This window comes from Sphingobium sp. Ant17 (assembly GCF_000588875.1).
Lineage (GTDB): Bacteria > Pseudomonadota > Alphaproteobacteria > Sphingomonadales > Sphingomonadaceae > Sphingobium.
Genome location: NZ_JEMV01000006.1, coordinates 59,926 through 82,446, shown reverse-complemented (window position 1 = coordinate 82,446; position 22,521 = coordinate 59,926). Strand labels below are relative to the sequence as shown.

Below are 22,521 nucleotides of genomic sequence, written 5' to 3'. Positions count from 1 at the left end.
AGATCACACCGTCGGCACTGTCCCGCCATCGATGACATATTCCGTCCCGGTGATGGTGCCCGCGCGATCGGACGCGAGGAAAGCGATCAGGCTGGCGATCTCTTGCGGTGTCGATGGCCTTCCGATCGGAATGCCGCCGAGCGAGTCCATGATCATCTTCTTACCATGGGCAATGTCGCCGCCATGCTCGGCGGCAAGACGCGCAGCCAGTTCGACCGCCGATTCCGTCTCGATCCAGCCCGGCGAGACCCGCACCACCCGGACGCCATCGGGCGACACCTGCTTGGAGAGGCTTTTGCTGTAGGTGGAAAGCGCAGCCTTGGCAGCGGCATAGGCAGTGGTCGCTTCCGGCAAGGGCAGTTCGCGCTGGATAGAGGTAACATGGATCACCACGCCGCTACCCTGCGACACCATGTCCGGCAGCAATGCGCGATCCAGCCGGACGGCGGGCATGAGGTTGAGGTCGAGTGCCTTGCGCCATTCTGCGTCGCTCAAGGCTTCAAACCCGCCCGCCGGCGCGGAAGACCCGCCCAGCATGTGAACGATGATGTCCACGCCGCCCATCCGATCCCGCACTGCGCTCGCCAACTCCACGCAACCTTGCGGCGTCGTCAGATCAGCAGTTACGAACAATGCGTCCACCATGCCAGGAGGCTGGGTCCGCGCGCTCGTGACAACCTGTGCGCCAAGTTCGCGGAAGAGGCTGACCGTCGCGGCCCCTGCCCCACGGGTGCCGGACGTGATCAGCGCGCGTTTGCCTTGCAATGTGATGAAAGGGGTCATGCCTCGGCTTCCTTTCGACCAGACATCCGAATTATCTCTCGCCCGCGCACGGGATGATCGGCCCTCATGGGATGATCTCAAGGCCAGCGATCCTGTCGCCATCCAGTGTGAAGAAATAGCGCAGGTCCAACGGGCTGCCGGGGAAATCGCCTTTGACGTGGCTGGTTACGGCTATGCGTTCGCCTTGGGTGGCCATGGCGAAAGGCTCGACGGTGTAGCGGTACGTGGTGGATGTGTCCGCTTTCCAGTCTCGGATAGCCGCCTTCCCGCGATGCGTCTTGCCTTCGTCTATCACCTCGGCAGTCTCGGTGAAGCAGCGGGCCAGCGTGTCGGCGTCTTGCGCTGCATCGGCGGCGAAATAATCGGCAATGGGCTTGGGCAGTTCAACAGTCATCTCTCGTCTCCTTCCATGCGTATCGACAGCCAAAGACATGGCCACAGCGGCGCGTCGTGTCTCTCGGGTCATTGGCCGTCGCGGATCCGGGGCTCGATCGTGGCACCCAATTAGCGCTGGACGGATGCAATGATAATCGGGATAAATCGGGATGCGCTGTTACGAAAAGCAGGATAATGATGCGGCATAGTCTGATCGAACTCGACGCAGTGATCGCCATCATGCGCAAGGGTTCCTTCCGGGCGGCAGCGATCGACCTTGGCGTCTCCACGACCGCGCTCAGCAACGCCATCGGCAAGCTGGAGCGGCAACTCGGCATCCGCCTGTTCAATCGCACGACACGCAGCGTTTCCCTGACGGATGCGGGACGGCATTTCGTCGGCAAGGTCGGCCCGGCGCTGCAGGACATTCACGAAGCCATGGACGCGGCTCGGTCGCAGCAGGAAACGCCCTCGGGCACGCTGCGCATCAATGCTTTCGCGACGGCCGCGCGGGAGATCCTCTCACCCCTCCTGCTCCAATTTCTCCGACGCTATCCGCAGGTCCATATCGATCTCGTCACGGAAGGGCGGCTCGTTGACATCGTCGCGGATGGCTTTGATGTGGGCATTCGCACCGCCGACCTGGTCCCCAGCGACATGATCGCTGTCCCGCTCGGCCTTTATCGACGCTATGCCGTGGTCGCCTCGCCCTCCTATTTCACGACGCACGGGACACCGCTCGTGCCGCCTGACCTCCTGGCTCATGCATGCCTGCGTGTAAGGCTACCCAATGCTGCGCTGTTTCGCTGGCAGTTCGAGAAGGAGGGGCAAGCGATACAGGTCGATGTCGATGGCCCGATGACGCTGGACGAGGCCAGCCTCGCGCGCATGGCGGTACTGAACGATGTCGGGATCGGCTTCCTCATGGAGTCCGACGTTCGTGACGACATAATGGCTGGCCGCCTGGTTCGTGTCCTTGAAGACTGGACGCCCCCGCTCGCGCCGCTGTGCCTCTATTATCCCAATCGACGAAACCCGTCTGCTGCGTTCGCAGCCTTCATCGACCTCGCCCGCAATTTTGCCGCTGCAACGACCGCGAAGCAGCGCATTGGATGCCATAGACAATAGGCTCAGCACGAGGATCTATGAATTTTCCCTGGCGATTTCAGCCGAGCATATTCCCCGTGATACCTGACGCCCAAGGCCTGCTGCACGGTTTGCGGTTAGGCCTGCCCATTGGGTGGGCCAGCAGCTTCCGCGGCCTGAAAATAATGATGTTCGGCCGAATGTTGGCCTGACGACCAATTCCAGCCTAAAACCCAATGGTTGCAAACGCTTGGTTGGAATGTTGGCGGAGAGGCAGGGATTCGAACCCTGGGTACCCTCTCGGGCACGCCGCATTTCGAGTGCGGTGCATTCGACCACTCTGCCACCTCTCCGCAGAAGGTCCGCCGTGCCGATGGCACCTGCGTTCCTGGTCGAGCGGCGGCCATTAGCGAATGAAATCGCGCTTGCCAAGCGGGCTTTCCGGGTTTTTTCTTGTGTCGGCGTCGATCCACCCTAAATTGATGGGATGAGAGACACGATTCAGATTTTCGGCGCTGGCGTCACCGCCCCGCCGATCGTCCATTCCCGCTTCAGCATCGGCGATGTGGTCCGGCACCGCATGTTCGGCTTTCGCGGCGTCGTGTTCGATATCGACCCGGTCTTCGCCAATAGCGAGGAATGGTATGACGCGATCCCCGAACATGCCCGGCCCGACAAGCAGCAGCCCTTTTACCACCTGCTCGCCGAAAATGGCGAATCCAGCTATGTCGCCTATGTCAGCCAACAGAATCTGGTCACCGACGACAGCGACGAGCCGGTCGATCACCCCGCCATCACCGGCATGTTCGGTGCCTATGCGGATGGTAAATATCGCCTGCGCCCGCTCCATCGTCATTAAGGCTGTCGCCGCGCTGTTGCTAGCGCTCGCGCTGCCTGGCATCGCGCGCGGGCAGGCGGAAGGCGGGCAGGCGCAGGATCGTCCGCCCAATACCGATCCCAGCTTCCCCTTCGCGCGCGAGATCGAGGCGTTTGCCAAAGCCAATGCCGCCAGCCCGCCGGTCGAGGGCGCAACCCTGTTCCTGGGCAGTTCCAGCATCCGCCTGTGGGACATAGCGGGCAGTTTCACCGACATCCCGACCGTCAATCGCGGCTTCGGCGGGGCCAGCACGCCCGACGTGCTGCGCTATTATCGACGCCTTCTGCCGCCGACCGAGCCCAGCACGATCATCGTCTATGTCGGCGAAAATGATCTGGCCGCAGGCGCTAGTCCCGACAAGGTCGCCGCCGACATCCTGACCCTGCTCAAGCGGCTACGCAAAGATTATCCCCGCGCGCCCATCGCCTTTCTCTCGCTCAAACCCAGTCCGATCCGCTGGACGCTCTGGCCCAAAATGGCGGCGATCAACCAGGCCGTGGCCGCGCGCGCGAAGGCCGTCCGCTTCACCTATCTCGATGTCGGCAGCCTGTTATTGGCGCGCGATGGCTTGCCCGACGCCTCGCTCTTTCGCGCCGATGGCTTGCATATGAAGCGGGAAGGCTATCAGCGCTGGACGCGGTTGGTGGACACTTGGCTCGATCGTGTCGCCCCCGTCACCACGACCCCGGAAAAGGCCTCTTGATGCTGCGCGCCGCACTTTCCGATTGATCCAAAGCGAAGCAACATTATTACCAAGCCCAAGCAACAAGCGTAGAGCCAAGGGGATATAGGGTGACAACGGACAAGCCACAGGCCAGCGGGATGGCCGAACTGACGCTGCGCGGCGTCATCCTGGGCGCGCTCATCACCCTCGTCTTCACCGCCGCAAATGTCTATCTCGGCCTCAAGATCGGCCTGACCTTCGCGACCTCCATTCCCGCGGCGGTCATCTCCATGGCGATCCTACGCCTGTTCGCGACCGGCACGATCCTGGAAAACAACATCGTCCAGACCATCGCCTCGGCGGCGGGCACGCTCTCGGCGATCATCTTCGTGCTACCCGGCCTGGTGATGATCGGCTGGTGGCAGGGCTTCCCCTATTGGCTGTCCGCCTGCACCATCGCCTTGGGCGGCATATTGGGCGTCATGTATTCCGTGCCCTTGCGCCGCGCACTCGTGACCGGCTCCGACCTCCCCTATCCCGAGGCGTCGCGGCCGCCGAAGTGCTCAAGGTCGGCGCGGGATCGCGCGCGGGCGCCGAAGAGAATAAGCGTGGCCTGTCCGCCATTCTGCTGAGCGCCGTCGCCGCCGCCGCCTTCACCATCATCGCCAAGACCCGGCTGATCGCCGAGGAAGCCGCGACCTTCTTCCGCTTCGGCACCGGCGCGACGTCGATGTCGACCAGCTTTTCGATGGCGCTGATCGGCGTTGGCCATCTGGTCGGCCTGTCGGTCGGCGTCGCCATGTTCGTGGGCCTGGTGATCAGCTGGTTCGGCATCGTGCCTTTCCTCACCGCCCCCGTGCCTGCAGGCGGCGACCTCGCCACCATCGTCGCGACACCTTCCGCACCAAGGCGCGCTTCATCGGCGCGGGCACGATCGGCGTCGCCGCGATCTGGACCCTGCTCAAGATTCTCGGCCCCATCATCGGCGGTATCCGCTCCGCCCTCGTCGCCAATGCGACGCGCAAGGCGGGCAATGCCGGGCTGCTGGAACTCACCGAACGCGACCTCCCCATTGGCATTGTCGGCGGCACCATCGTCGCGTCGATGCTGCCGATCGGCGTGCTGCTCTGGATCTTCGCGCAGGGCGGCCCGATCGCCGCCAATCCCGTCCCCGTCATCGCCCTGACCCTGGCCTATGTGCTGGTCGCGGGCATCGTGATCGCGTCGGTCTGTGGCTATATGGCGGGGCTTATCGGCGCGTCGAACAGCCCGATTTCGGGCGTCGGCATCCTCGCCGTGCTGGGCGCATCGCTCATGCTCGCGGCCATCTACGGGTCGGGCGGCGACCCGTATCGTGCCCAGGCCCTTGTCGCCTATGCCCTCTTCACCACCGCAATCGTGTTCGGCATCGCCACCATTTCGAATGACAATCTTCAGGATCTCAAGACCGGCCAGCTTGTCGGCGCGACGCCGTGGAAGCAGCAGATCGCGCTGATCCTGGGCGTCCTCTTCGGCTCGCTCGTCATCCCGCCAGTGCTGGACCTGTTGAACAGCGCCTTCGGCTTTGCTGGCGCGCCCGGTGCCGGGCCGAACGCCCTGCCCGCCCCGCAGGCGGCGCTGATCTCTGCGCTCGCCAAAGGCGTATTGGGCGGCGATCTTGATTGGGGCCTGATCGGCATCGGCGCTGGCATCGGCGCGGTCGTGGTGCTGGCCGACGAACTGCTGGGCAAGGCGGGCAAGCTGCGCCTGCCACCGCTGGCGGTCGGCATGGGCATCTATCTGCCGATGGCGCTGACGCTGCTCATCCCGGTCGGCGCGCTGATCGGCCATCTCTACAATCGCTGGGCGCTGCGCCAGTCCAACCCCGAATTTGCCGAGCGCATGGGCGTATTGATGGCGACTGGCTTCATCGTCGGCGAAAGCCTGTTCGGCGTCGCCTTCGCTGGCATCGTAGCGGCGACCGACAGCGACACGCCGCTCGCGCTCGTGGGCGAAAGTCACTGGGCCGTGCCGCTCGCCATCCTGATCTTCGCGGGCGTCATCGCCGGCCTCTATGCCCGGCTGCGCCATTGGGCGAGCGCGCCGCTGACCTGATCCGTTCAGCCGCGCGACAGCCGGGCGCGGATATAAGTCGGCCTATCGCAGGAGGATAAGAGGATCGGGATAATGGGCAAGACGCGCTGGATGACGGGATCGCTGGTGGCCCTTGGCCTGATGCTCGGCAGCGTCAGCGCGGCGGAAGCGCGTCCCCGCTATGATCGCGGTTGGGGTCAACACCATCGCGACCGGGGCAATGGCTTCGGTTTTGGCGATGCGGTAGGCGTCGCCGCGCTGATCGGCGCGGTCGCGATCGTCGCCTCTTCCCTGTCCAAGGACAAGCAGGCCGCCCGCGGCAACGCGCCCTATGTGGACGATGACACCCCGCCCCCGGCGACCGGCACCGACTATGGCACCGACAGGCAAGGCGCAGCGCCCGGCGAGGAGGATTTCTCCGACGTCGTCAACAACCTCGATGCTATGGCAGACGCCTGCGCCGTCGCCGCCCGCGACGAAGCGCAGAGCCGTGAAGGAGGCTATGCCGAAATCCGCGCCATGGACGAGCCGCGCCCCACGCAAGGCGGTTATAATATCGACGGCGAAATCGAAACCCGCGCCAGCTATCGCGCCACCATCGGCACCACCCGCCGCTTCACCTGCGCGATGCAGGACGGCCGCGTCGCCCAGGTCTATCTCAGCCGCGACGTGGCCGCCCGATAGCGCCGCGCGCCTTCGCTTTATCCTGTCCTCTCAGCCCTCGCTGGTTTAGCACGCTGTTGAACCAGGGGGTGGCAGGCAATGGCCTTTCTTTTAACGCGCAAAACGATCCTCTTCCTGCAGCGGATCGCCTGACCTATGGGCGCCCACCCCCTCCCGCGCTATGCACTGGCCTTTGGACTGGCCGCGCTGGCCGGGATGGTCGATGCGTTGGGTCTGCTCAAGCTGGGCGGGCTGTTCGTCTCCTTCATGAGCGGCAATTCAACGCGGATGGCGGTGGGCATCGCCGGGGGGACGGCGGTCGCCGGCATGGCCATGGGCCTGATCGGTGCCTTTGTCGGCGGCGTGTTCGGCGGGGCGGTGATCGGCAGGCTTGCTGGCCGCTGGCGCAAACAGGCGGTGTTGGCAACGGTGCTGGGGATGCTGATCCTCGCTGCCTTGTCCGCAGACCACCCCGGCGACGCGATAACCTTCCTGATGGCCGCCGCGATGGGGGCCGTGAACAATGTGTTCCAGCGCGATGGAGAGGTCAGCATCGGCGTCACCTACATGACCGGCGCGCTGGTAAAGCTCGGCCAATCCTTCGCGCTCGCCCTGACCGGCGGCCCGCGCTTTGGCTGGCTGCCCCATATGCTGCTGTGGTTCAGCCTGGTGCTGGGCGCGATCATCGGCGCAGCCCTGTTCGCGCAGCTCGACCTGTCCGCCCTGTGGGTAGCATGCGGCTGGTGCGCCGCCTTATGGGGCTTCAGCCTCTATCTCGGCCCGCTCGGTGGGACGGTGACAGCGCGATAGCCGGTGCCGCCAGTTTTGGGGGGCATCCTGACTATCAGATCAAGCCCGGCATGACGGCAACATCTACACTTCTCCCGTCTTCACGGGAGAGGGAGGGGCCCCGCGCCGAAGGCGTGGGAGGGTGAGGGTCTGTCTACCACTCCAAGAAAGGCCCTCACCGACATCGACTAGGCAGCAAGCTGCCAAGTCTCCGTAGCCTCTCCCGTGAAGACCGGCCTTATGTAGCAAACGCACCAAGACGGTTACGTTCGCCCGCTCCCGCGATGACGGACGTATCGCAGATGGTGACTGCATATGAAATTATTTGCGCGGGACTCCACAGATGACGGCCCGCAATGCATTATGCCTCAATGTTGTGGAAATATTTAAAGCTTTGGATTGTGCGCGCTGCCGAGAACAGCGTGATGCTGACCGACAAGCTGACAATCCTGATCGTTCCATTTTCGACGTTGGCTCTATCGCTGATGGGAACGAAAATGACTAGCACGGTCCAAGAGACTTTGGCGCTAGGTGTCGCAATGACTGTGGTTGCGGTCGTGGTGCTCCGCCTACTTGCCGCCTCCTATTGGCTGTGGAAGGAGGACCAAAACGAGAAGGCTGAGCTTCAAAGGATTATAAACGCTCCATCTAGATCGATTGAAGCTTCGTTGAAATCATATACTGCCGATCGCCGCATGTTACTAAGCGAAAAGCTCAGTAAGCTCACTGCTATGGCTGGCTATAGAACAATAGATCTTCATTCAAAATTTGGAATAACGCCAGATGATTTACACAAGCTTTTATTAGAGATCGATTCTTTGATAGATCAGCTCTCCTATGATGTTCCACTTAGAATTGCGTCCATTAGGATGAAAGAATACTGCGTCAATCTCATGGCTAATGTGGCAGAAGATAATGGTCGGTTGTGGGCACAGAGAAAACTGACATTCCAGATATTACATAAAGACGATCGTATATCCGACTTAATGTCTTTGGTGGACATAGAAATTTTGACAGAACAGGACTACCCTGACCTTTCTGACAGGAATGATATTCTTATGCAGCTAAAAGACATGGTGAGAACGTTGGGGGACAGCTATCATTCAGCAGATGTGGTGCTCGCCTTAAAAAAGGCGCACAATATAACTGATTAAATATGAACATTTTCTACTCCAATTGCCTCTAGACATTGGATTAGGAACACCGCTGTAAATTTGCCCCGGCTCAGCTTATTCCTGATATTCGGCCCCGAGTCCATGACCCCTATATCGGCCAGCTTCCCAACCAGGTCGGCGTAGGACAGCCCCCTTACGCGTTAGCTCTGCCTTGAGCATCGACTTTACCAGATCTTCCCAACCCTTCGACATTTTAGGAATGGCTATATCCCCTATGGTTTTATGAGCATCATATACGATACTTTTGCCAAGTCTCCGTGCCCTCTCCCGCGAAGGCGGGAGAGGCACGCCAAAACCACCCCACCCCTTTCCTATTAGGATTTTCTCTGGTCTATCCTTCCAGATGAAACGCCCCCCGACCACCCTCCCCCACGCTGACGCCGCGGATCGCCCCATATGCGGCGCGCGACCGTCGCGTGACTGTCGCGTCCGTGTCGCGTCATCGTTGCGTCCCTGTCGCGTCGCTGCGCCTTTGCCGGGGCCTTCCCACGGCTTTACCGGCACGATTGGTCCAAATCGCCCTGCGACACTGTGAACTTCGGCCCTGTGACCTTAAACGCCGCAACCTTCGCCACCCGCTTGGCATCCGCCAGCCATCGCTATAGCGGGTCCAGCATGTCCACCCAGCCCGCCCCCGCACGCACCGCTGCGATCCTCTTCATCCTGGTGACGGCATGGCTCGACGTCATGTCGATGGGCATCGTCATTCCGGTGCTGCCGCAACTGATCGAGCAGCTTTCCGGCGCGACCAGCGCGGCGGGCCTGTGGAACGGGCTGTTCGTGGCGCTGTGGGCGGGGATGCAATTTCTCTGCTCGCCAGTGATCGGCTCGCTGTCCGACCGGTTCGGGCGGCGGCCCGTCATTCTGGTGTCGGTCTGCGGGCTGGCGCTCGATTATGTGCTGATGGCGCTTGCGCCGAGCTTGTGGTGGCTGGCGGTGGGACGCATCCTCGCCGGGATCACTTCGTCCAGCTTCACTTCGGTCTTCGCCTATATGGCCGACATCACCGCACCCGAAGATCGCGCCAGGGGCTATGGCCTGATCGGCGCGGCGTTCAGCGGCGGTTTCGTCGCCGGGCCGCTCATTGGCGGCGTGCTGGGGGAGATATCGCTGCGCGCGCCCTTCTGGGCGGCGGCGGGCCTGTCGGGCATAGCCTTCCTCTATGGCCTGATCGTGCTGCCCGAATCGCTGCCGCGCGACAAGCGCATGGCGTTCAGCTGGCGGCGCGCCAATCCGTTCGGCGCGCTCCGGCTGCTGCGGTCGCACCCCGAACTTTCCAGCCTCGCGACCGTCAATTTCCTGCTCTATTTCGCCCATCACCTGTTTTCGGCGGTGTTCGTCCTCTATGCGGGCGACCGCTATGGCTGGGGCGCATGGCAGGTCGGCACCCTGCTGGCGCTCGTCGGCCTGATGGATATGGGGGTGCAGGGGTTGCTCGTCGGGCCAGTCGTCAAGCGGCTGGGCGATCGGACCACGATGGTCGTTGGCCTGTCGTTCGGCGCGGTCGGCATTGCGGCGATGGGCCTTGCGCCGACGGGATGGCTGTTCGTCGCCGCCATGCTGCCCAATGCGCTCTGGGGCCTTGCCATGCCGACCATCCAGTCGCTCATGACCCGGCGCGTGTCGGAAAGCGAACAGGGCCAGCTACAGGGCGCGAACAACAGCGTCGCCAGCATCGCGGGCATCGCCTCGCCGCTCTTCTTCGGCGCGGTCTATTCCGCCTCGGTCGGCACCGCGCCGATCCTGCCCTTCATCGGCAGCGCCTTCCTGATCGCCGCCGCCGTTCTGGCCAGCGGCGCGTTGCTGGGATGGACCGCCGGGCGCGGCGCGCGCGCACCTGTGCTGGACAAGGGCGCGACAGGACAGTAACCGGACGCGAATCCCACCCCCTCGGACTGACAAAGGCGATTCTATGACGCTGCCCCTTCAGGATTCCATCCTCATCGTGGACTTCGGCAGCCAGGTGACCCAGCTCATCGCCCGGCGCGTCCGCGAAGCCGGCGTCTATTCCGAAATCGCCCCCTTCAACAGCGCCGATGAGGCCTTTGCCCGGATGCAGCCCAAGGGCGTGATCCTGTCGGGCGGTCCGTCTTCGGTCATGTGGGAGGACAGCCCCCGCGCACCCCAGGCGATCTTCGACGCGGGCGTCCCGGTATTGGGCATCTGCTATGGCCAGCAGACGATGATGCAGCAATTGGGCGGCAATGTCGAAGGCGGCGAGAGCGGCGAATTCGGCCGCGCCTTCATCGAGGTCAAGAAGAGCTGCGCATTGTTCGACGGCCTGTGGAACGAGGGCGAGCGCCATCAGGTGTGGATGAGCCATGGCGACAAGGTGACGCAGCTTGCCCCAGGTTTCGAGGTCGTGGCGACCAGCGAAGGCGCCCCCTTCGCCGTCACCGCGAACGAGGCCAAGCGCTTCTACGCCACCCAATTCCATCCAGAAGTCGTCCACACCCCCGATGGCGGCAAGCTGCTCGCCAATTTCGTGCGCCATGTCTGTGGCCTGGCGGGCGACTGGACGATGGCGGAATTCCGCGCGACCAAGATCGCCGACATCCGCGCGCAGGTCGGCGAAGGCCGCGTCATCTGCGGCCTGTCCGGCGGCGTCGACAGCGCGGTGGCGGCGGTGTTGATCCACGAAGCGATCGGCGACCAGTTGACCTGCGTATTCGTCGATCATGGCCTGATGCGCTTGGGCGAGGCCGAACAGGTGGTCAGCCTGTTCCGCGAACATTATGGCATCAAATTGGTCCATGTGGAGGCCGAAGCCCGCTTCCTCGGCGGCCTGGCGGGCCTGACCGACCCCGAAAAGAAGCGCAAATTCATCGGCGGCGAATTCATCGCCGTGTTCGAGGAAGAGGCCGCGAAGATTGGCGGCGCGGACTTTCTGGCGCAAGGGACGCTCTATCCCGACGTCATCGAAAGCGTCAGCTTCACTGGCGGGCCTTCGGTCACGATCAAGTCGCATCATAATGTCGGCGGCCTGCCCGACCGCATGAACATGAAGCTGGTCGAGCCGTTGCGCGAACTCTTCAAGGACGAAGTGCGCGTTCTCGGCAAGGAACTGGGCCTGCCCGACATCTTCGTCGGCCGCCACCCCTTCCCCGGCCCAGGCCTGGCCATCCGCATCCCCGGCGAAGTGACCAAGGAACGCTGCGACATATTGCGCAAGGCCGACGCGGTCTATCTGGAGGAAATCCGCAATGCGGGCCTCTATGATGCGATCTGGCAGGCGTTCGCCGTGCTGCTCCCCGTCCGCACCGTGGGCGTGATGGGCGACCTGCGCACCTATGACAGCGTCTGTGCTCTGCGCGCCGTCACCTCGACCGACGGCATGACCGCCGACATCTACCCCTTCGACGCTGCCTTCCTGAGCCGCGTCGCAACCCGCATCATCAACGAGGTCAAGGGTATCAACCGCGTCGTCTATGACTACACGTCAAAGCCGCCCGGCACGATCGAGTGGGAGTGATTTTGGCGGCAGCGACTATCTGACCATCATCCCGGTGCCGGGCAGTCGCCCACCCGCTTGCCGGTCAGGTCATGAGTGGTGCGCAGCACCGGTTGCCCATCCTGCATCTTCGTCATGGTGGTGCCCAGTGTCATAGTATCGGCGGTATAATTGCCCTCCGCCATGATTTCCGACGTGCCCGCTCCCGCCTTGCAGGCCAGCGTCACGATCAACCGGCCTTTGCGCGCCAGCTTGTCCTTATAGCTACAGTCCGTACCCTCCGCACCAGCCAGCGCGGCGCTGTCGGGCACTCCATCCGGGGCCACTGCGATGCAGATCTTGTCCTCGCTGACTTGGCGCAGCGCCTCTTGATATTGCGCGGGCGTGACGGTCGGGGTGTTGTAGCCAGTGGTCTTGCGGGTCAAAACCCACTCCCCCGCCTGCATGACGATCGGGGCTTCTTCAGCCTCCGGCGCTGGTGCCGGTTCCCCGCCACAGCCGCCAAGCCCCAGCATCATCGCAAGCGGCAGCGCCGCCAAAAGGCTCTTGTCCATATCCTCATCCCCGTTCTTATGCGTCGGAACGGGGGCGAGGCTCTACCCGTCAGGCATAAAGCGCAAGCGGAAATGCGCGGCGATCACTCCGCCGTGCAGTCCGCCCCGATCCATTTGCCTTCCGACCGCGCCTTCATCGCCATGGCGGTGCCGTTGGGGCCGCCCGCCATCTGCATGTCCATGTCCATCGCATAGCTGTCGGCCGCATAGGTGCCCGCCATCGTCGCGTTCATCGTGCCGCCATCGGCCTTGCACGACACCTGCCCCTTCACCGTCCCGCCACTGACGGCAAAGTCCTTGAAGGCGCAGTCCTTATTATCCTGCCCCGCAAACATTTCGCCGCTGGGATTGGCCGCTTCTTCAGGCGTGACGCAATATTTGAGCGCGGTCTGGCTCATCATGCTCTTCATCTGATCCTCCATGCCCGCGGGCGCGCCCGGCATTTTGGACAGGTCGATATCCTGGATGGTGAAGCGCCCTTCCCACTGGCCGGGCTTCAACTGCACCTTATCGACGGCGGCTTTCACCTCTTCGCGACTCATGGCGTCGGTGGCCGCGATATTGCCGGTCGTCTCGCCCGGCTTGTCTCCGCAGGCGGCCAGCATCAACAGCGCCGTGGCGGCAATCCCAAAAGCCTTCGTCATCGCATTTCCCCTGTTCGCACGCGGTGGCAGCCTGTTGTTTCGAGAGCATATCAGGCCGAAGCGACAATTCAAATTCTTAGGCGGTATCGACGTTTCACAATATCGTTCTTGGTTTGTTCTTAATTATTTGCTACACCCATGATTGCAAATCGGGGGGTGTGCGGATGAAAGAGACAAGCCAACAACATGGATTAACGGCCTTCAACCTCTATCTTCGCACTGGTCGAAGAATGGATTCTTCACCACCTCCTCCTGTGGAGATCAAATTCAACCCCTGGCACGATGAAGAGGACGGGCGCTTCACCTTCGCCGGGCAGGGGCGCTATTTTCCGGCTGGCGGTGCGCGGGGCGTGGCGCCGCCAAGGGGTCAAAATCGTCGGGCTGTTCGCGCGGATGGCGACGGGATGCCCGATCGCCGTCCGCATCGCGCCGATCATCCGGGCAACCATTCGATCTATATGGTGCAGTCGGGTGATACGCTGACGCGAATTGCCGCGCGCCGCAAGGGGCTGACCGCGCGCGAACTGGCATGGCTGAACCAGCATCCGCTCGATCGGCCGCTCCGCATCGGACAGCGGATCAAACTGCCGCATCAGGCCTATCTGGATGCAGGGCAGGCAGCCAGAACCAAGTTTCTGGCGCTGGCCCATTATATGGACACGCATGGCGGGAAATTGCCGCCCGACCCGGCCAATCCGCCTTCGCTGGAAAGCCAGATACTCGACACCAACTGGCGCAAGGAGACGAAGAATGGCTATGATTTCCATATCGATGTCATTGCGAGGCCGAGGGAAATTGTTGCTGACCTCACCAATGGACCAATCGCCAAGCGTTCGCGACGCGAGCAAGCGCAGGCGGGCAAACCCAATCGTCGCCCTGGTGATGAGGGTGGCCATTTCATCGCTGTTCGCTTCAACGGCTCCAGCGACAGCTTCAACCATTTTGCCCAGGATCGAAATTTCAACCGTGGCGCCTATCGTGCCATGGAAGATGGCTGGGCTAAAGACCTCCAAGCAGGACGAAAGGTCGTCCTTAATATCGTTCCGCGCTATGAAGGGGCATCGAAACGGCCCTTCAAACTCGTTGTCAGATGGTATGTCGATGGGAACCCAAACATTCAACATTTCTCCAATGAAGCGAAAGGCAAAGCCCATGCCGCAAGATAAATTGGATTTGCTCGGACCGCTCATGAACGACATCGGTCATGAACTTTCTCGTATCGTCGGGGGCGATCCCAACGGCATATTCCTTTATGTCGAGATCGGTGAAGGATGGGTTAGACCTAGCGTCTTCAAGGATGAAGGCGACGTGGTTCGCTGGTATGATCCAAAGGATGACTATTTGTCAGACCTTCTTTTCGAAGCCTGGTATGTCGAACCTGACGGCCCGAATATGCGCTGGTCGGTACTGGAATATGCCATTGTGGACGGCAAATTCCACGTCAGCATGAAATATCCCGAAGAGGTCAATGTCGATGTTGTCGATTCGGAACGCCGCCAAACCGCCCTTCGCGCCCGCTTTGGTGACAAGCCGGTCGTCTATCCGCCGCCACCCAAAGGCGCGTTCGAACTGAAACTGTAAGGCTGATTGCGCCCCGGCCCAAAGCCCCCATATTCCCCCCATGGCCATTCAGATCCGCACAACCCTCGACGAACCCGATACCGGCACCAGTTTCGTGCCGCACCGCCCGGCGCGGCCGGAAAAGAGCGAGGGGGGGCGGCGCTTCACGCTGGTCAGCGATTATGAACCGGCGGGTGACCAGCGCACCGCGATCCCCGAACTGGTCGAAGGCGCGCTGGCCGGCGAGAAGGATCAGGTGCTGCTCGGCGTCACCGGCTCCGGCAAGACCTTCACCATGGCCAAGATGATCGAGGCGTTGCAGCGCCCGGCCCTGATCCTTGCGCCCAACAAGATCCTGGCGGCACAGCTTTATGGCGAGTTCAAGAGCTTCTTCCCCGACAATGCGGTCGAATATTTCGTCAGCTATTATGATTACTACCAGCCCGAAGCCTATGTCGCGCGGTCGGACACCTATATCGAGAAGGAAAGCTCCGTAAACGAAAGCATCGACCGGATGCGCCATTCGGCGACCCGATCGTTGCTGGAGCGGGACGATGTCATCATCGTCGCGTCGGTCAGCTGCATTTACGGCATCGGCTCCGTTGAAACCTATTCTGCCATGACCTTCTCGATGAAGAAGGGCGGGATCGAGGATCAGCGCGAGATCATCCGCAAGCTGGTCGCACTCCAATATAAGCGCAACGATGCCGGTTTTTCGCGCGGCAATTTCCGCGTGAAGGGCGACAATCTGGAAATTTTCCCGTCGCATTATGAAGATACCGCCTGGCGCATATCCTTTTTTGGGGACGAGATTGAAGAGATTGTCGAGTTCGATCCGCTGTCGGGCCGCAAGGTCGCCAGCCTCGACTATGTGAAGGTCTTTCCCAACAGCCACCATGTCACCCCCGGCCCTACGCTGAAACAGGCGATGGAAGCGATCCGCCATGAACTGACCGAGCGGCTCAAGGAACTGGAGGCGGAAGGCAAGCTGCTGGAAGCACAGCGGCTGGAGCAACGGACCAATTTCGATCTGGAGATGATCGCGGCCACGGGCAGCTGCGCCGGCATCGAAAATTATTCGCGCTTCCTGACTGGACGTCTGCCGGGCGAACCGCCGCCGACCCTGTTCGAATATCTGCCCGAAAACGCACTGCTGTTCGTCGATGAAAGCCATCAGACCGTGCCGCAGATCGGCGCGATGGCGCGGGGCGATCATCGACGCAAGATCACGCTTGCCGAATATGGCTTCCGCCTGCCCAGTTGCATCGACAACCGGCCGCTCCGCTTCAACGAATGGGACGCCATGCGGCCGCAGACGGTCAGCGTCTCGGCCACGCCCGGCAACTGGGAAATGGAGCAGACCGGCGGCGTGTTCAGCGAGCAGGTGATCCGCCCCACCGGCCTCATCGACCCGCCGGTCGAGATCAAGCCGGTCGAGGATCAGGTCGACGACCTCATCAACGAATGCCGCAAGGTTGCGGCGCAAGGCTATCGCACGCTCGTCACCACCCTGACCAAGCGGATGGCCGAGGATCTGACCGAATTCATGCACGAGGCGGGCTTGAAGGTCCGCTACATGCACAGCGATGTCGAAACGCTGGAGCGGATCGAGCTGATCCGCGATTTGCGGCTGGGCGTCTATGACGTGCTGATCGGCATCAACCTGCTGCGCGAGGGGCTGGATATTCCCGAATGCGGCCTGGTCGCGATATTGGATGCGGACAAGGAGGGCTTTTTGCGCTCCGAAACCTCGCTCATCCAGACAATCGGCCGCGCGGCGCGCAATGTCGATGGGCGGGTGATCCTCTATGCCGATCGCATCACCGGCAGCATGGAACGGGCGCTGGGCGAAACATCGCGGCGGCGCGAAAAGCAGGAGGCCTATAACCTGAAACATGGCATCACGCCGACCACGATCAAGCGCAATATCGGCGATATCATCGCCCATGTCGCGTCGAAGGATCAGGTCACGGTCGACACCGGCCTGGACGACCGCCCGCATCTGGTCGGCCACAATCTGCGCGCCTATATCGAGGATCTCGAAAAGAAGATGCGCGCCGCCGCCGCCGACCTGGAGTTCGAGGAAGCCGGGCGCATCCGCGACGAGATCCGCAAACTGGAAGCCGATGAACTGGGCCTGCCGCACGAGCAGCAGGTGGCGGCTCCCAGAGGCCGTGCGACCGAGGGCAAGCCGGGCACACGGAAATTGCGCTACGGGAAGACGCAGAAGAAATTTGGGCGGTAGCGCTCGTGCAACGATTTAAAATCCTCCCTTATGTCATCTTCGCTAGGAGGATTGAACTCCGGCATGCACAATAGCGAAATTTGTTGGCCGATGTTCTTGGTCGGCTATTTGTTTGCGCTCGCTTATGTCGCAGCGGGCGTCACCTACTGGACCGCTGCGGCGGCATGACTATTAGAAGGCTTGCTCTGCAAACAGGACAAGCAACATGGTCAAACCCGCGAAACTCCTTCAACGCCTGCTGGACGGCAATCATGGCATTAGCTTTCGTGACTTTGAGCGCGTGCTGATTGCCCTCGGTTTCGTTTGGGAACGCACGAAGGGAAGTCATCGCCAATATGTCCATCCGAAGGTCGAAGGTGCCGCGCGCCTTCCCGGTGCAGCCCGACAAGAATGGCGATGCCAAACGCTATCAGATCCGCGAACTGCTTGAACTGATGGAGGCTTACGGACTACATATGGAAGCATGAACGAGCCGCACTATCATATCAATCTGTTCTGGTCAGCCGAGGACCAGTGCTGGATCGCCGACGTGCCGGACCTAAAGCCCTGTTCCGCCCACGGCGACAGCCGCGCCGAAGCGATCGCCAACGTCAACGATGCGATTGAGGGCTGGCTGGAAGTTGCTCATGATAAGGGCTTTCCTATTCCTGCCCCTCGCTACCGCCCGGTCATCTACGCCGCCTGACGCCCCTCAATCCCTGCGGCTGGTGACCTGTCCGGTGCCGTCGCTGGCGATTTCGATCAGATGGGCCGTGCCATTGTCGCATTCCGCTTTCCAGCCCATCACGCCCTTGCGCACTTCCGTCCGAACCGACTCGCTCACCACCGGACATGCTGCGCCCGATGCCCGAATTGCGCGTTCCAGCACGCCATTGCGCTGAGCGTCGTCTAATTGAGCGACCTGCGCGGCGGCTCCAGTTTCCGGCGCAACCTGATTGTTCGTGGCAGCCGTCGGTGTGTCATTCGCGCCGCAAGCGGCAAGTCCCAAACCCGCCGCCATCATGATCATCATCCGCATGCCACTATCTCCTGTTTCGTTCAGTCCGCAAAGCCATCGGTCGCGCGGATCAGCGCGTCCAATATGCCTGGTTCATTATACGCATGACCCGCGCCTTCGATCATTTCGAAGCGCGCCTGCGGCCAGGCCCGGTGCAGGGCCCAGGCGGTTTCGGCCGGGCAGGCCATGTCGTAGCGCCCCTGCACGATGACGCCGGGGATGCCCGCCAGCCTGCCCGCATTGCGGAGCAACTGGCCATCGTCCATCCAGCCATCATGGACGAAATAATGATTTTCGATGCGCGCGAAGGCCAGCGCGAAATCATCCGCATCATGCGCGGCTGACAGCGAGGGGTCGGGCAACAGGCGGATCGTCTCGCCCTCCCACACGCTCCATGCGCGGGCGGCAGCGATCTGCGCCGCGCGATCCGGCCCGGTCAGGCGACGGTGATAGGCGCGGAGCAGGTCGCCACGCTCCTCCATCGGGATGGGGGCCACGAAGCGCTCCCATTTGTCGGGATAAACGCGGCTCGCGCCATGCTGATAATACCAGTCGATCTCGCTGCGTCGAATGGTGAAGATGCCGCGCAGGATGAGTTCCGACACGCGCTTCCCATGCGCCTGTGCATAGGCGAGCGCCAGCGTCGAACCCCAACTGCCACCGAACACCAGCCATTGGTCGACGCCCATCATCGCGCGCAGCCGCTCGATATCGGCGACCAGATGCCAGGTGGTGTTGGCGTCGAGATCCGCATGCGGTGTCGATTGGCCGCAACCCCGCTGGTCGAACAACAGCACATCATAGCGCGCCGGATCGAATAGGCGGCGATGATCGGGCGCAATGCCGCCCCCCGGCCCGCCATGCAGGAAGACGGCTGGCTTTGCGCCGGGCGTCCCGACTCGTTCCCAATAGACATGGTGGCCGTCGCCAACGTCGAGATGACCGGAGGCGAACGGCGTGATCGAGGGATAGAATGTGCGCATGGCGTTGCTTCTAGCAGCCCCGGCCTGGCTTCGCCATGTTCCACTCGGCCAGCCCCGGTTCAGCCGCGCCATTACAAGTTGCGACAAATTCGTCTGTCCGTTGCCAGAGTTCTGCGACACGTGGCGGCTAATCGTTCATCAGCATCCGGTCTGATTTTTGGGGGTTTTCGTGCGGTTTTCCACATCCATATGGCTTGTTCCGTTCCTGCTGGGGACATCCCCCGCCGCGCTGATGGCGCAGGAGGTGCCAATCGGCGCGCCGCCCGCCCAGATGGACGATGGTGAGGGCGAGGAGATCATTGTCACCGGCCAGGCCCCACGCGGATCGGTGATCGGCAATATCGAACCCGAACAGACCCTATCGGCTGCCGATGTTCGCGCGCTGGGCGTCACGTCCATATCGGAAATGATCAGCGAATTGTCGCCACAGACCAATGGATCGCCAGTCATCCTGCTCAATGGCAAGCGGATATCGAGCTTCTCCGAAATTCAGGACATTCCCTCCGAAGCGGTGGCGCGGGTCGAAATACTGCCTGAACAGGTGGCGCTTTCCTATGGCTATGCGCCGACGCAGAAGGTCGTCAATGTCGTGCTGCGCGAGCGGTTCCGCGCCGAAACGGCCGAAGCGCGCGCGGGCGTAACAACCCAGGGTAGGCGCGAAAATGGCCAGGTCGAAGCCGGGATGCTGCGTATTCAGGGCGACAATCGCTTCACCCTGAACCTCAAATATAGCCGCGCAGCCGCCCTGCTGGAAAATGAACGGGGCATCCTTCCGACCGCGCCGGGTCGCCCCTTTTCGCTCGGCGGCAATGTCACCGCGCCGATTTTGGGCGATGCCGTCGACCCGGCGCTTTCGGTACTGGCGGGGCAGAGCGTGACCGTGGCGAGCGTCCCGGGCAGCGCGACGTCCGGCGCCCCCAGCCTCAATGATTTCGTCGCGGGCGCGAATGTCACCAGCGTCAGCGACCTGACGCGCTATCGCAGCTTAAGCCCGGAGACGGAGAGTTTTTCCGCCAACGCCACGCTGGCCCGCGCGCTGGGCGGGGTGACCGCCACGCTCAACGGCCGGCTGGAACTATCGGACAATGATTCGCTGCAGGGCCTGTCGGCTGCCGAACTGACACTGCCAGGCGGAAGTCCGTTTCCCCCATTTGCCGACGACACGACGCTCTACCGCTATTTGGCGCAGACAGGCGCACTAGAGCAGCAAATACGCGGCACTACGGGACATGTCGGACTGACGCTGAACGGTCAGTTGGGGCGTAGTTGGCAATGGTCCTTCACCGGCAATGGCGACCTGTCGATCACCCGCACCCGTACAGATCGTGGCGTGGATAGCGGTGCGATCCAGACGGCGATCGATGCAGGGGACGCCAGCGTCAATCCCTATGGCAGTTTTGCCCCCGACCTGATCGCCACCCGCCTGACCGACCAGGCGCGGGCGAAAAGCCAAGCGGTGCAGGGCGACCTGCTATTGAACGGCACCTTGTTCAGCCTGCCCGCTGGCGACGTCACCACCTCGATCCAGTTCGGCGCATCCGCCAACGGCTTTGACAGCCGGTCGGTGCGATCGGGCGTCGAGAGCGAGACCAGTTATAGCCGGGAGATTGGCAGCGGTCAGGTGAGCCTGGACCTGCCGATCACCAGCCGATCGCGCGACGTACTGGGCGCAGTCGGCGATATCAGCGTCAATCTGAACGCCGCCGCGCAACATTATTCGGATTTCGGGACGCTTTCTACTGTGGGCTATGGCCTGCGCTGGGAGCCGGTGAAAGCGGTGCAGATCCTGGCCTCGGCCAATCAGGATCGGGCCGCACCCACCGGCGCGCAGATCACGGACCCGCTCATCGCCACGCCCAATGTCTCGGTCTTCGACTATGCCACCGGGCAGAGCGTGTTCGTCACCCAATTGTCGGGCGGCAGCGCGGCCCTGCGCGAAAGCGTGCGCGACCAGTTCCGCCTATCGGCCAGGGTCAAGCCGTTCGAAAAGCCCAATCTGACGCTGACCGCTACCTATCTCAACAGCCGCACGACCAATCCGATCGCGTCCTTCCCCACGCCGACCCCCGCGCTGGAAGCGGCCTTCCCGCAGCGATTCCTGCGCGATGCGGACGGCAGCCTGCTTCAGATCGACGCGCGGCCGCTCAACTTCCTCCGGTCGCAACGCGAGCAATTGCGCTGGGGCTTCGACCTGTCGATCCCGATCAAATCGCATATCCAGAAGCTGTTGGAAGCGTGGCGCGCATCGGGCGGCAAGCCCGAAGACCGACCACCCGAATTGCAGGCCCTGTTCGGTAACCGGCCACAGCGTGCGCAAGGGCAGGATGGCGGCGACCGGCCACGCGGCGAAAGGGCTACCGGGCAAGGCGGCGTTCGTCCATCCGGCCCACGCGGCGGCGGCTTTGGCGGCGGGCGTGGCGGTGGCCAGGGCGGTGGGCGGATCAGCGTCAGCCTCTATCACACCTGGCACCTGACCGAGAGCATCAGCATCGCGCCGGGCGTGCCCCAACTCGACTTGCTAAATGGCGACGCCACCGGATCGGCGGGCGGCCAACCCCGGCACGAAATCGACGCGCGGATCGGATATACGAATAATGGCATCGGCGCACGGCTGGGCATAGATTGGGAAAGCGGCACCCATGTCGATGGGGCACTTGGCGGAGCATCTCGTTTGAACTTTGGCAGCCTGGCGACCGCCAATCTGCGCCTATTCGCCAATCTGGGGCAGATGCCGATGCTGGTGAAGGACATGCCGTTCCTGCGCGGCGCGCGGATGTCGATCGGCATCGACAATATCTTCAACCAGCGCCGCGAGGTAACCGATGCCACTGGCGTGACCCCGTTGCGGTATCAGCCCGGCTATCTCGACCCGCTGGGCCGCACCATATCGATCAGCCTGCGCAAGCTATTCTCCCCCAACTTTGCAGCAAGCAATCGATCACGTAGTTAATTAGCCATTAGCTACGCCTAAAGTCAGTCGTTGCCCGACCGTTATGACAGCTATCCAAGGTTCGGGAGACGGCAGAATGAAACCGATCAAGATTGTGATTGTCGATGATTCGCTCACCATCAGGGCAATGATCGAGACGCTGTTGGAGCGCGACCGCCGGGTTCAGGTGGTCGGTATCGCCCGCAACGGTGAGGAAGCTATCGACATGATACGACTGGAAAAGCCCGATGTCGTCACACTGGACATCGCCATGCCAGGTAAGGATGGCATGGCGATATTGGAAGAGATTATGGACATGGAGCCATGCCCCGTCATCATGTTGTCGAGCCTGATGCGCGATGGTGCGCCGATCGTCGCCGAAGCGATGGACCGGGGTGCCGCAGCCTGTTTCAATAAAGCGATGATCTTGCGCGAAGCCGCCTGCTTTGTCGCACTTATCAAAGATGTCGCGCGCAGCCTTACCGAACTAGAAAGGGCGCCCTTCGCCATTGCGGCCTGATTGCAGACTATTTGAAACGACATTGAAAAAGGAGGAGAGGCAACCTGCTTCTCCTCCTCTTTCAACACACTAAATGATTAGCGTGTGGATGATTTTGAACTCGCCAAGGCCATCGCCTGCGCTACGCCGTTGCCAGGCTGGACGGGCTTTTCT

22 protein-coding genes, 1 tRNA gene and 2 pseudogenes are annotated in these 22,521 nt (G+C 62.1%); 17 read left to right on the top strand and 8 right to left on the bottom strand.

All coding sequences use genetic code 11. The features are described from left to right. Nucleotides 1-3: 3 nt before the first annotated feature. On the bottom strand, nucleotides 4-783 hold the full coding sequence (locus BF95_RS04620) for an SDR family oxidoreductase (RefSeq protein WP_043149692.1): 780 nt from the start codon (nucleotides 781-783) through the stop codon (nucleotides 4-6). A 64-nt stretch (nucleotides 784-847) separates the two neighbouring features. Further along, nucleotides 848-1,177: a nuclear transport factor 2 family protein gene (locus BF95_RS04615; RefSeq protein ID WP_043149691.1), complete on the bottom strand. Its 330-nt coding sequence runs from the start codon at nucleotides 1,175-1,177 to the stop codon at nucleotides 848-850. A 176-nt stretch (nucleotides 1,178-1,353) separates the two neighbouring features. On the opposite strand from BF95_RS04615, the gene BF95_RS04610 reads away from it, so the two are divergent. Beyond that, nucleotides 1,354-2,286, top strand: a complete 933-nt coding sequence (locus BF95_RS04610) for a LysR family transcriptional regulator (RefSeq protein WP_043149690.1) — start codon at nucleotides 1,354-1,356, stop codon at nucleotides 2,284-2,286. Nucleotides 2,287-2,507: 221 nt separating this feature from the next. Here BF95_RS04610 and BF95_RS04605 read toward each other — a convergent pair. Further along, nucleotides 2,508-2,597, bottom strand: a tRNA-Ser gene (locus tag BF95_RS04605). 134 nt (nucleotides 2,598-2,731) lie between these two features. On the opposite strand from BF95_RS04605, the gene hspQ reads away from it, so the two are divergent. From hspQ to BF95_RS04575, 6 genes and pseudogenes are all read left to right on the top strand, one after another. Next, the gene (gene hspQ, locus BF95_RS04600; protein WP_043149689.1) at nucleotides 2,732-3,103 is read left to right on the top strand and encodes a heat shock protein HspQ; all 372 of its coding nucleotides are present in this window, start codon (nucleotides 2,732-2,734) and stop codon (nucleotides 3,101-3,103) included. Further along, nucleotides 3,060-3,824 carry a GDSL-type esterase/lipase family protein gene (locus BF95_RS04595; protein ID WP_043149687.1) on the top strand — a complete coding sequence of 255 codons (765 nt, stop codon included), beginning with the start codon at nucleotides 3,060-3,062 and terminating at the stop codon, nucleotides 3,822-3,824. The genes hspQ and BF95_RS04595 overlap by 44 nt, the downstream gene beginning before the upstream one ends. A gap of 119 nt (nucleotides 3,825-3,943) precedes the next feature. Continuing rightward, nucleotides 3,944-5,879: pseudogene (locus tag BF95_RS04590) on the top strand (OPT family oligopeptide transporter). A gap of 72 nt (nucleotides 5,880-5,951) precedes the next feature. Beyond that, complete coding sequence (locus BF95_RS04585; RefSeq protein WP_043149686.1) at nucleotides 5,952-6,542, top strand: hypothetical protein; 591 nt, start codon at nucleotides 5,952-5,954, stop codon at nucleotides 6,540-6,542. A 135-nt stretch (nucleotides 6,543-6,677) separates the two neighbouring features. After that, a complete protein-coding gene (locus tag BF95_RS04580) occupies nucleotides 6,678-7,331 on the top strand; it encodes a YoaK family protein (protein ID WP_081764033.1) in 654 nt (217 codons plus the stop codon). Between the two features lie 404 nt (nucleotides 7,332-7,735). Next, nucleotides 7,736-8,464, top strand: a complete 729-nt coding sequence (locus BF95_RS04575; protein WP_152542557.1) for a hypothetical protein — start codon at nucleotides 7,736-7,738, stop codon at nucleotides 8,462-8,464. Here the strand turns inward: BF95_RS04575 and BF95_RS30930 are convergent. Next, nucleotides 8,461-8,613, bottom strand: a complete 153-nt coding sequence (locus BF95_RS30930; RefSeq protein ID WP_443018330.1) for a DUF6471 domain-containing protein — start codon at nucleotides 8,611-8,613, stop codon at nucleotides 8,461-8,463. The two genes, BF95_RS04575 and BF95_RS30930, sit on opposite strands and share 4 nt — an antisense overlap. A 487-nt stretch (nucleotides 8,614-9,100) precedes the next feature. Between BF95_RS30930 and BF95_RS04570 the strand changes: the two genes are divergently transcribed. After that, nucleotides 9,101-10,354 carry a TCR/Tet family MFS transporter gene (locus BF95_RS04570; protein ID WP_043149740.1) on the top strand — a complete coding sequence of 418 codons (1,254 nt, stop codon included), beginning with the start codon at nucleotides 9,101-9,103 and terminating at the stop codon, nucleotides 10,352-10,354. A gap of 43 nt (nucleotides 10,355-10,397) precedes the next feature. Then, nucleotides 10,398-11,957 carry a glutamine-hydrolyzing GMP synthase gene (guaA, locus tag BF95_RS04565; RefSeq protein WP_043149684.1) on the top strand — a complete coding sequence of 520 codons (1,560 nt, stop codon included), beginning with the start codon at nucleotides 10,398-10,400 and terminating at the stop codon, nucleotides 11,955-11,957. Nucleotides 11,958-11,983: 26 nt separating this feature from the next. Here guaA and BF95_RS04560 read toward each other — a convergent pair whose 3' ends face one another. Both BF95_RS04560 and BF95_RS04555 read right to left on the bottom strand, forming a co-directional pair. Next, entirely contained in the window at nucleotides 11,984-12,490 is a 507-nt protein-coding gene (locus BF95_RS04560) for a DUF3617 domain-containing protein (protein ID WP_043149682.1), read from the bottom strand. Nucleotides 12,491-12,573: 83 nt separating this feature from the next. Continuing rightward, the gene (locus tag BF95_RS04555) at nucleotides 12,574-13,134 is read right to left on the bottom strand and encodes a DUF3617 domain-containing protein (RefSeq protein WP_043149681.1); all 561 of its coding nucleotides are present in this window, start codon (nucleotides 13,132-13,134) and stop codon (nucleotides 12,574-12,576) included. Between the two features lie 254 nt (nucleotides 13,135-13,388). Between BF95_RS04555 and BF95_RS04550 the strand changes: the two genes are divergently transcribed. From BF95_RS04550 to BF95_RS04535, 6 genes and pseudogenes are all read left to right on the top strand, one after another. Next, nucleotides 13,389-14,300, top strand: a complete 912-nt coding sequence (locus BF95_RS04550) for a LysM peptidoglycan-binding domain-containing protein (RefSeq protein ID WP_235209561.1) — start codon at nucleotides 13,389-13,391, stop codon at nucleotides 14,298-14,300. A 22-nt stretch (nucleotides 14,301-14,322) separates the two neighbouring features. Continuing rightward, nucleotides 14,323-14,715: a hypothetical protein gene (locus BF95_RS04545; protein WP_235209560.1), complete on the top strand. Its 393-nt coding sequence runs from the start codon at nucleotides 14,323-14,325 to the stop codon at nucleotides 14,713-14,715. A 40-nt stretch (nucleotides 14,716-14,755) separates the two neighbouring features. Further along, the gene (gene uvrB / locus BF95_RS04540; RefSeq protein ID WP_043149678.1) at nucleotides 14,756-16,939 is read left to right on the top strand and encodes an excinuclease ABC subunit UvrB; all 2,184 of its coding nucleotides are present in this window, start codon (nucleotides 14,756-14,758) and stop codon (nucleotides 16,937-16,939) included. Between the two features lie 205 nt (nucleotides 16,940-17,144). Next, nucleotides 17,145-17,261 (top strand): annotated as a pseudogene (locus tag BF95_RS30925) (type II toxin-antitoxin system HicA family toxin); the annotation flags it as partial. Between the two features lie 13 nt (nucleotides 17,262-17,274). Further along, nucleotides 17,275-17,406, top strand: coding sequence for a hypothetical protein (locus BF95_RS30285; RefSeq protein WP_268747144.1), 132 nt, complete (start codon nucleotides 17,275-17,277; stop codon nucleotides 17,404-17,406). Continuing rightward, complete coding sequence (locus BF95_RS04535) at nucleotides 17,403-17,624, top strand: type II toxin-antitoxin system HicB family antitoxin (RefSeq protein WP_043149677.1); 222 nt, start codon at nucleotides 17,403-17,405, stop codon at nucleotides 17,622-17,624. Before BF95_RS30285 ends, BF95_RS04535 begins: the two co-directional genes overlap by 4 nt. Nucleotides 17,625-17,630: 6 nt before the next feature. Here BF95_RS04535 and BF95_RS04530 read toward each other — a convergent pair whose 3' ends face one another. Then, nucleotides 17,631-17,957, bottom strand: coding sequence for a hypothetical protein (locus BF95_RS04530; protein ID WP_200866877.1), 327 nt, complete (start codon nucleotides 17,955-17,957; stop codon nucleotides 17,631-17,633). Between the two features lie 20 nt (nucleotides 17,958-17,977). Beyond that, a complete protein-coding gene (pip, locus tag BF95_RS04525; protein WP_043149675.1) occupies nucleotides 17,978-18,919 on the bottom strand; it encodes a prolyl aminopeptidase in 942 nt (313 codons plus the stop codon). Between the two features lie 169 nt (nucleotides 18,920-19,088). Between pip and BF95_RS04520 the strand changes: the two genes are divergently transcribed. Together BF95_RS04520 and BF95_RS04515 are read left to right on the top strand one after the other, a co-directional pair. Next, complete coding sequence (locus tag BF95_RS04520) at nucleotides 19,089-21,869, top strand: TonB-dependent receptor (protein ID WP_043149737.1); 2,781 nt, start codon at nucleotides 19,089-19,091, stop codon at nucleotides 21,867-21,869. Nucleotides 21,870-21,945: 76 nt separating this feature from the next. Beyond that, a complete protein-coding gene (locus BF95_RS04515) occupies nucleotides 21,946-22,368 on the top strand; it encodes a response regulator (protein ID WP_043149673.1) in 423 nt (140 codons plus the stop codon). The last annotated feature ends 153 nt before the right edge of the window (nucleotides 22,369-22,521 follow it).

Coding starts and splice junctions, on each gene's coding strand:
- BF95_RS04620 (WP_043149692.1), bottom strand. CDS start 783: ATGACCCCTTTCATCACATTGCAAGGCAAACGCGCGCTGATCACGTCC.
- BF95_RS04615 (WP_043149691.1), bottom strand. CDS start 1,177: ATGACTGTTGAACTGCCCAAGCCCATTGCCGATTATTTCGCCGCCGAT.
- BF95_RS04610 (WP_043149690.1), top strand. CDS start 1,354: ATGATGCGGCATAGTCTGATCGAACTCGACGCAGTGATCGCCATCATG.
- hspQ (WP_043149689.1), top strand. CDS start 2,732: ATGAGAGACACGATTCAGATTTTCGGCGCTGGCGTCACCGCCCCGCCG.
- BF95_RS04595 (WP_043149687.1), top strand. CDS start 3,060: ATGCGGATGGTAAATATCGCCTGCGCCCGCTCCATCGTCATTAAGGCT.
- BF95_RS04585 (WP_043149686.1), top strand. CDS start 5,952: ATGGGCAAGACGCGCTGGATGACGGGATCGCTGGTGGCCCTTGGCCTG.
- BF95_RS04580 (WP_081764033.1), top strand. CDS start 6,678: ATGGGCGCCCACCCCCTCCCGCGCTATGCACTGGCCTTTGGACTGGCC.
- BF95_RS04575 (WP_152542557.1), top strand. CDS start 7,736: ATGCTGACCGACAAGCTGACAATCCTGATCGTTCCATTTTCGACGTTG.
- BF95_RS04570 (WP_043149740.1), top strand. CDS start 9,101: ATGTCCACCCAGCCCGCCCCCGCACGCACCGCTGCGATCCTCTTCATC.
- guaA (WP_043149684.1), top strand. CDS start 10,398: ATGACGCTGCCCCTTCAGGATTCCATCCTCATCGTGGACTTCGGCAGC.
- BF95_RS04560 (WP_043149682.1), bottom strand. CDS start 12,490: ATGGACAAGAGCCTTTTGGCGGCGCTGCCGCTTGCGATGATGCTGGGG.
- BF95_RS04555 (WP_043149681.1), bottom strand. CDS start 13,134: ATGACGAAGGCTTTTGGGATTGCCGCCACGGCGCTGTTGATGCTGGCC.
- BF95_RS04545 (WP_235209560.1), top strand. CDS start 14,323: ATGAACGACATCGGTCATGAACTTTCTCGTATCGTCGGGGGCGATCCC.
- uvrB (WP_043149678.1), top strand. CDS start 14,756: ATGGCCATTCAGATCCGCACAACCCTCGACGAACCCGATACCGGCACC.
- BF95_RS30285 (WP_268747144.1), top strand. CDS start 17,275: ATGTCCATCCGAAGGTCGAAGGTGCCGCGCGCCTTCCCGGTGCAGCCC.
- BF95_RS04535 (WP_043149677.1), top strand. CDS start 17,403: ATGAACGAGCCGCACTATCATATCAATCTGTTCTGGTCAGCCGAGGAC.
- BF95_RS04530 (WP_200866877.1), bottom strand. CDS start 17,957: ATGCGGATGATGATCATGATGGCGGCGGGTTTGGGACTTGCCGCTTGC.
- pip (WP_043149675.1), bottom strand. CDS start 18,919: ATGCGCACATTCTATCCCTCGATCACGCCGTTCGCCTCCGGTCATCTC.
- BF95_RS04515 (WP_043149673.1), top strand. CDS start 21,946: ATGAAACCGATCAAGATTGTGATTGTCGATGATTCGCTCACCATCAGG.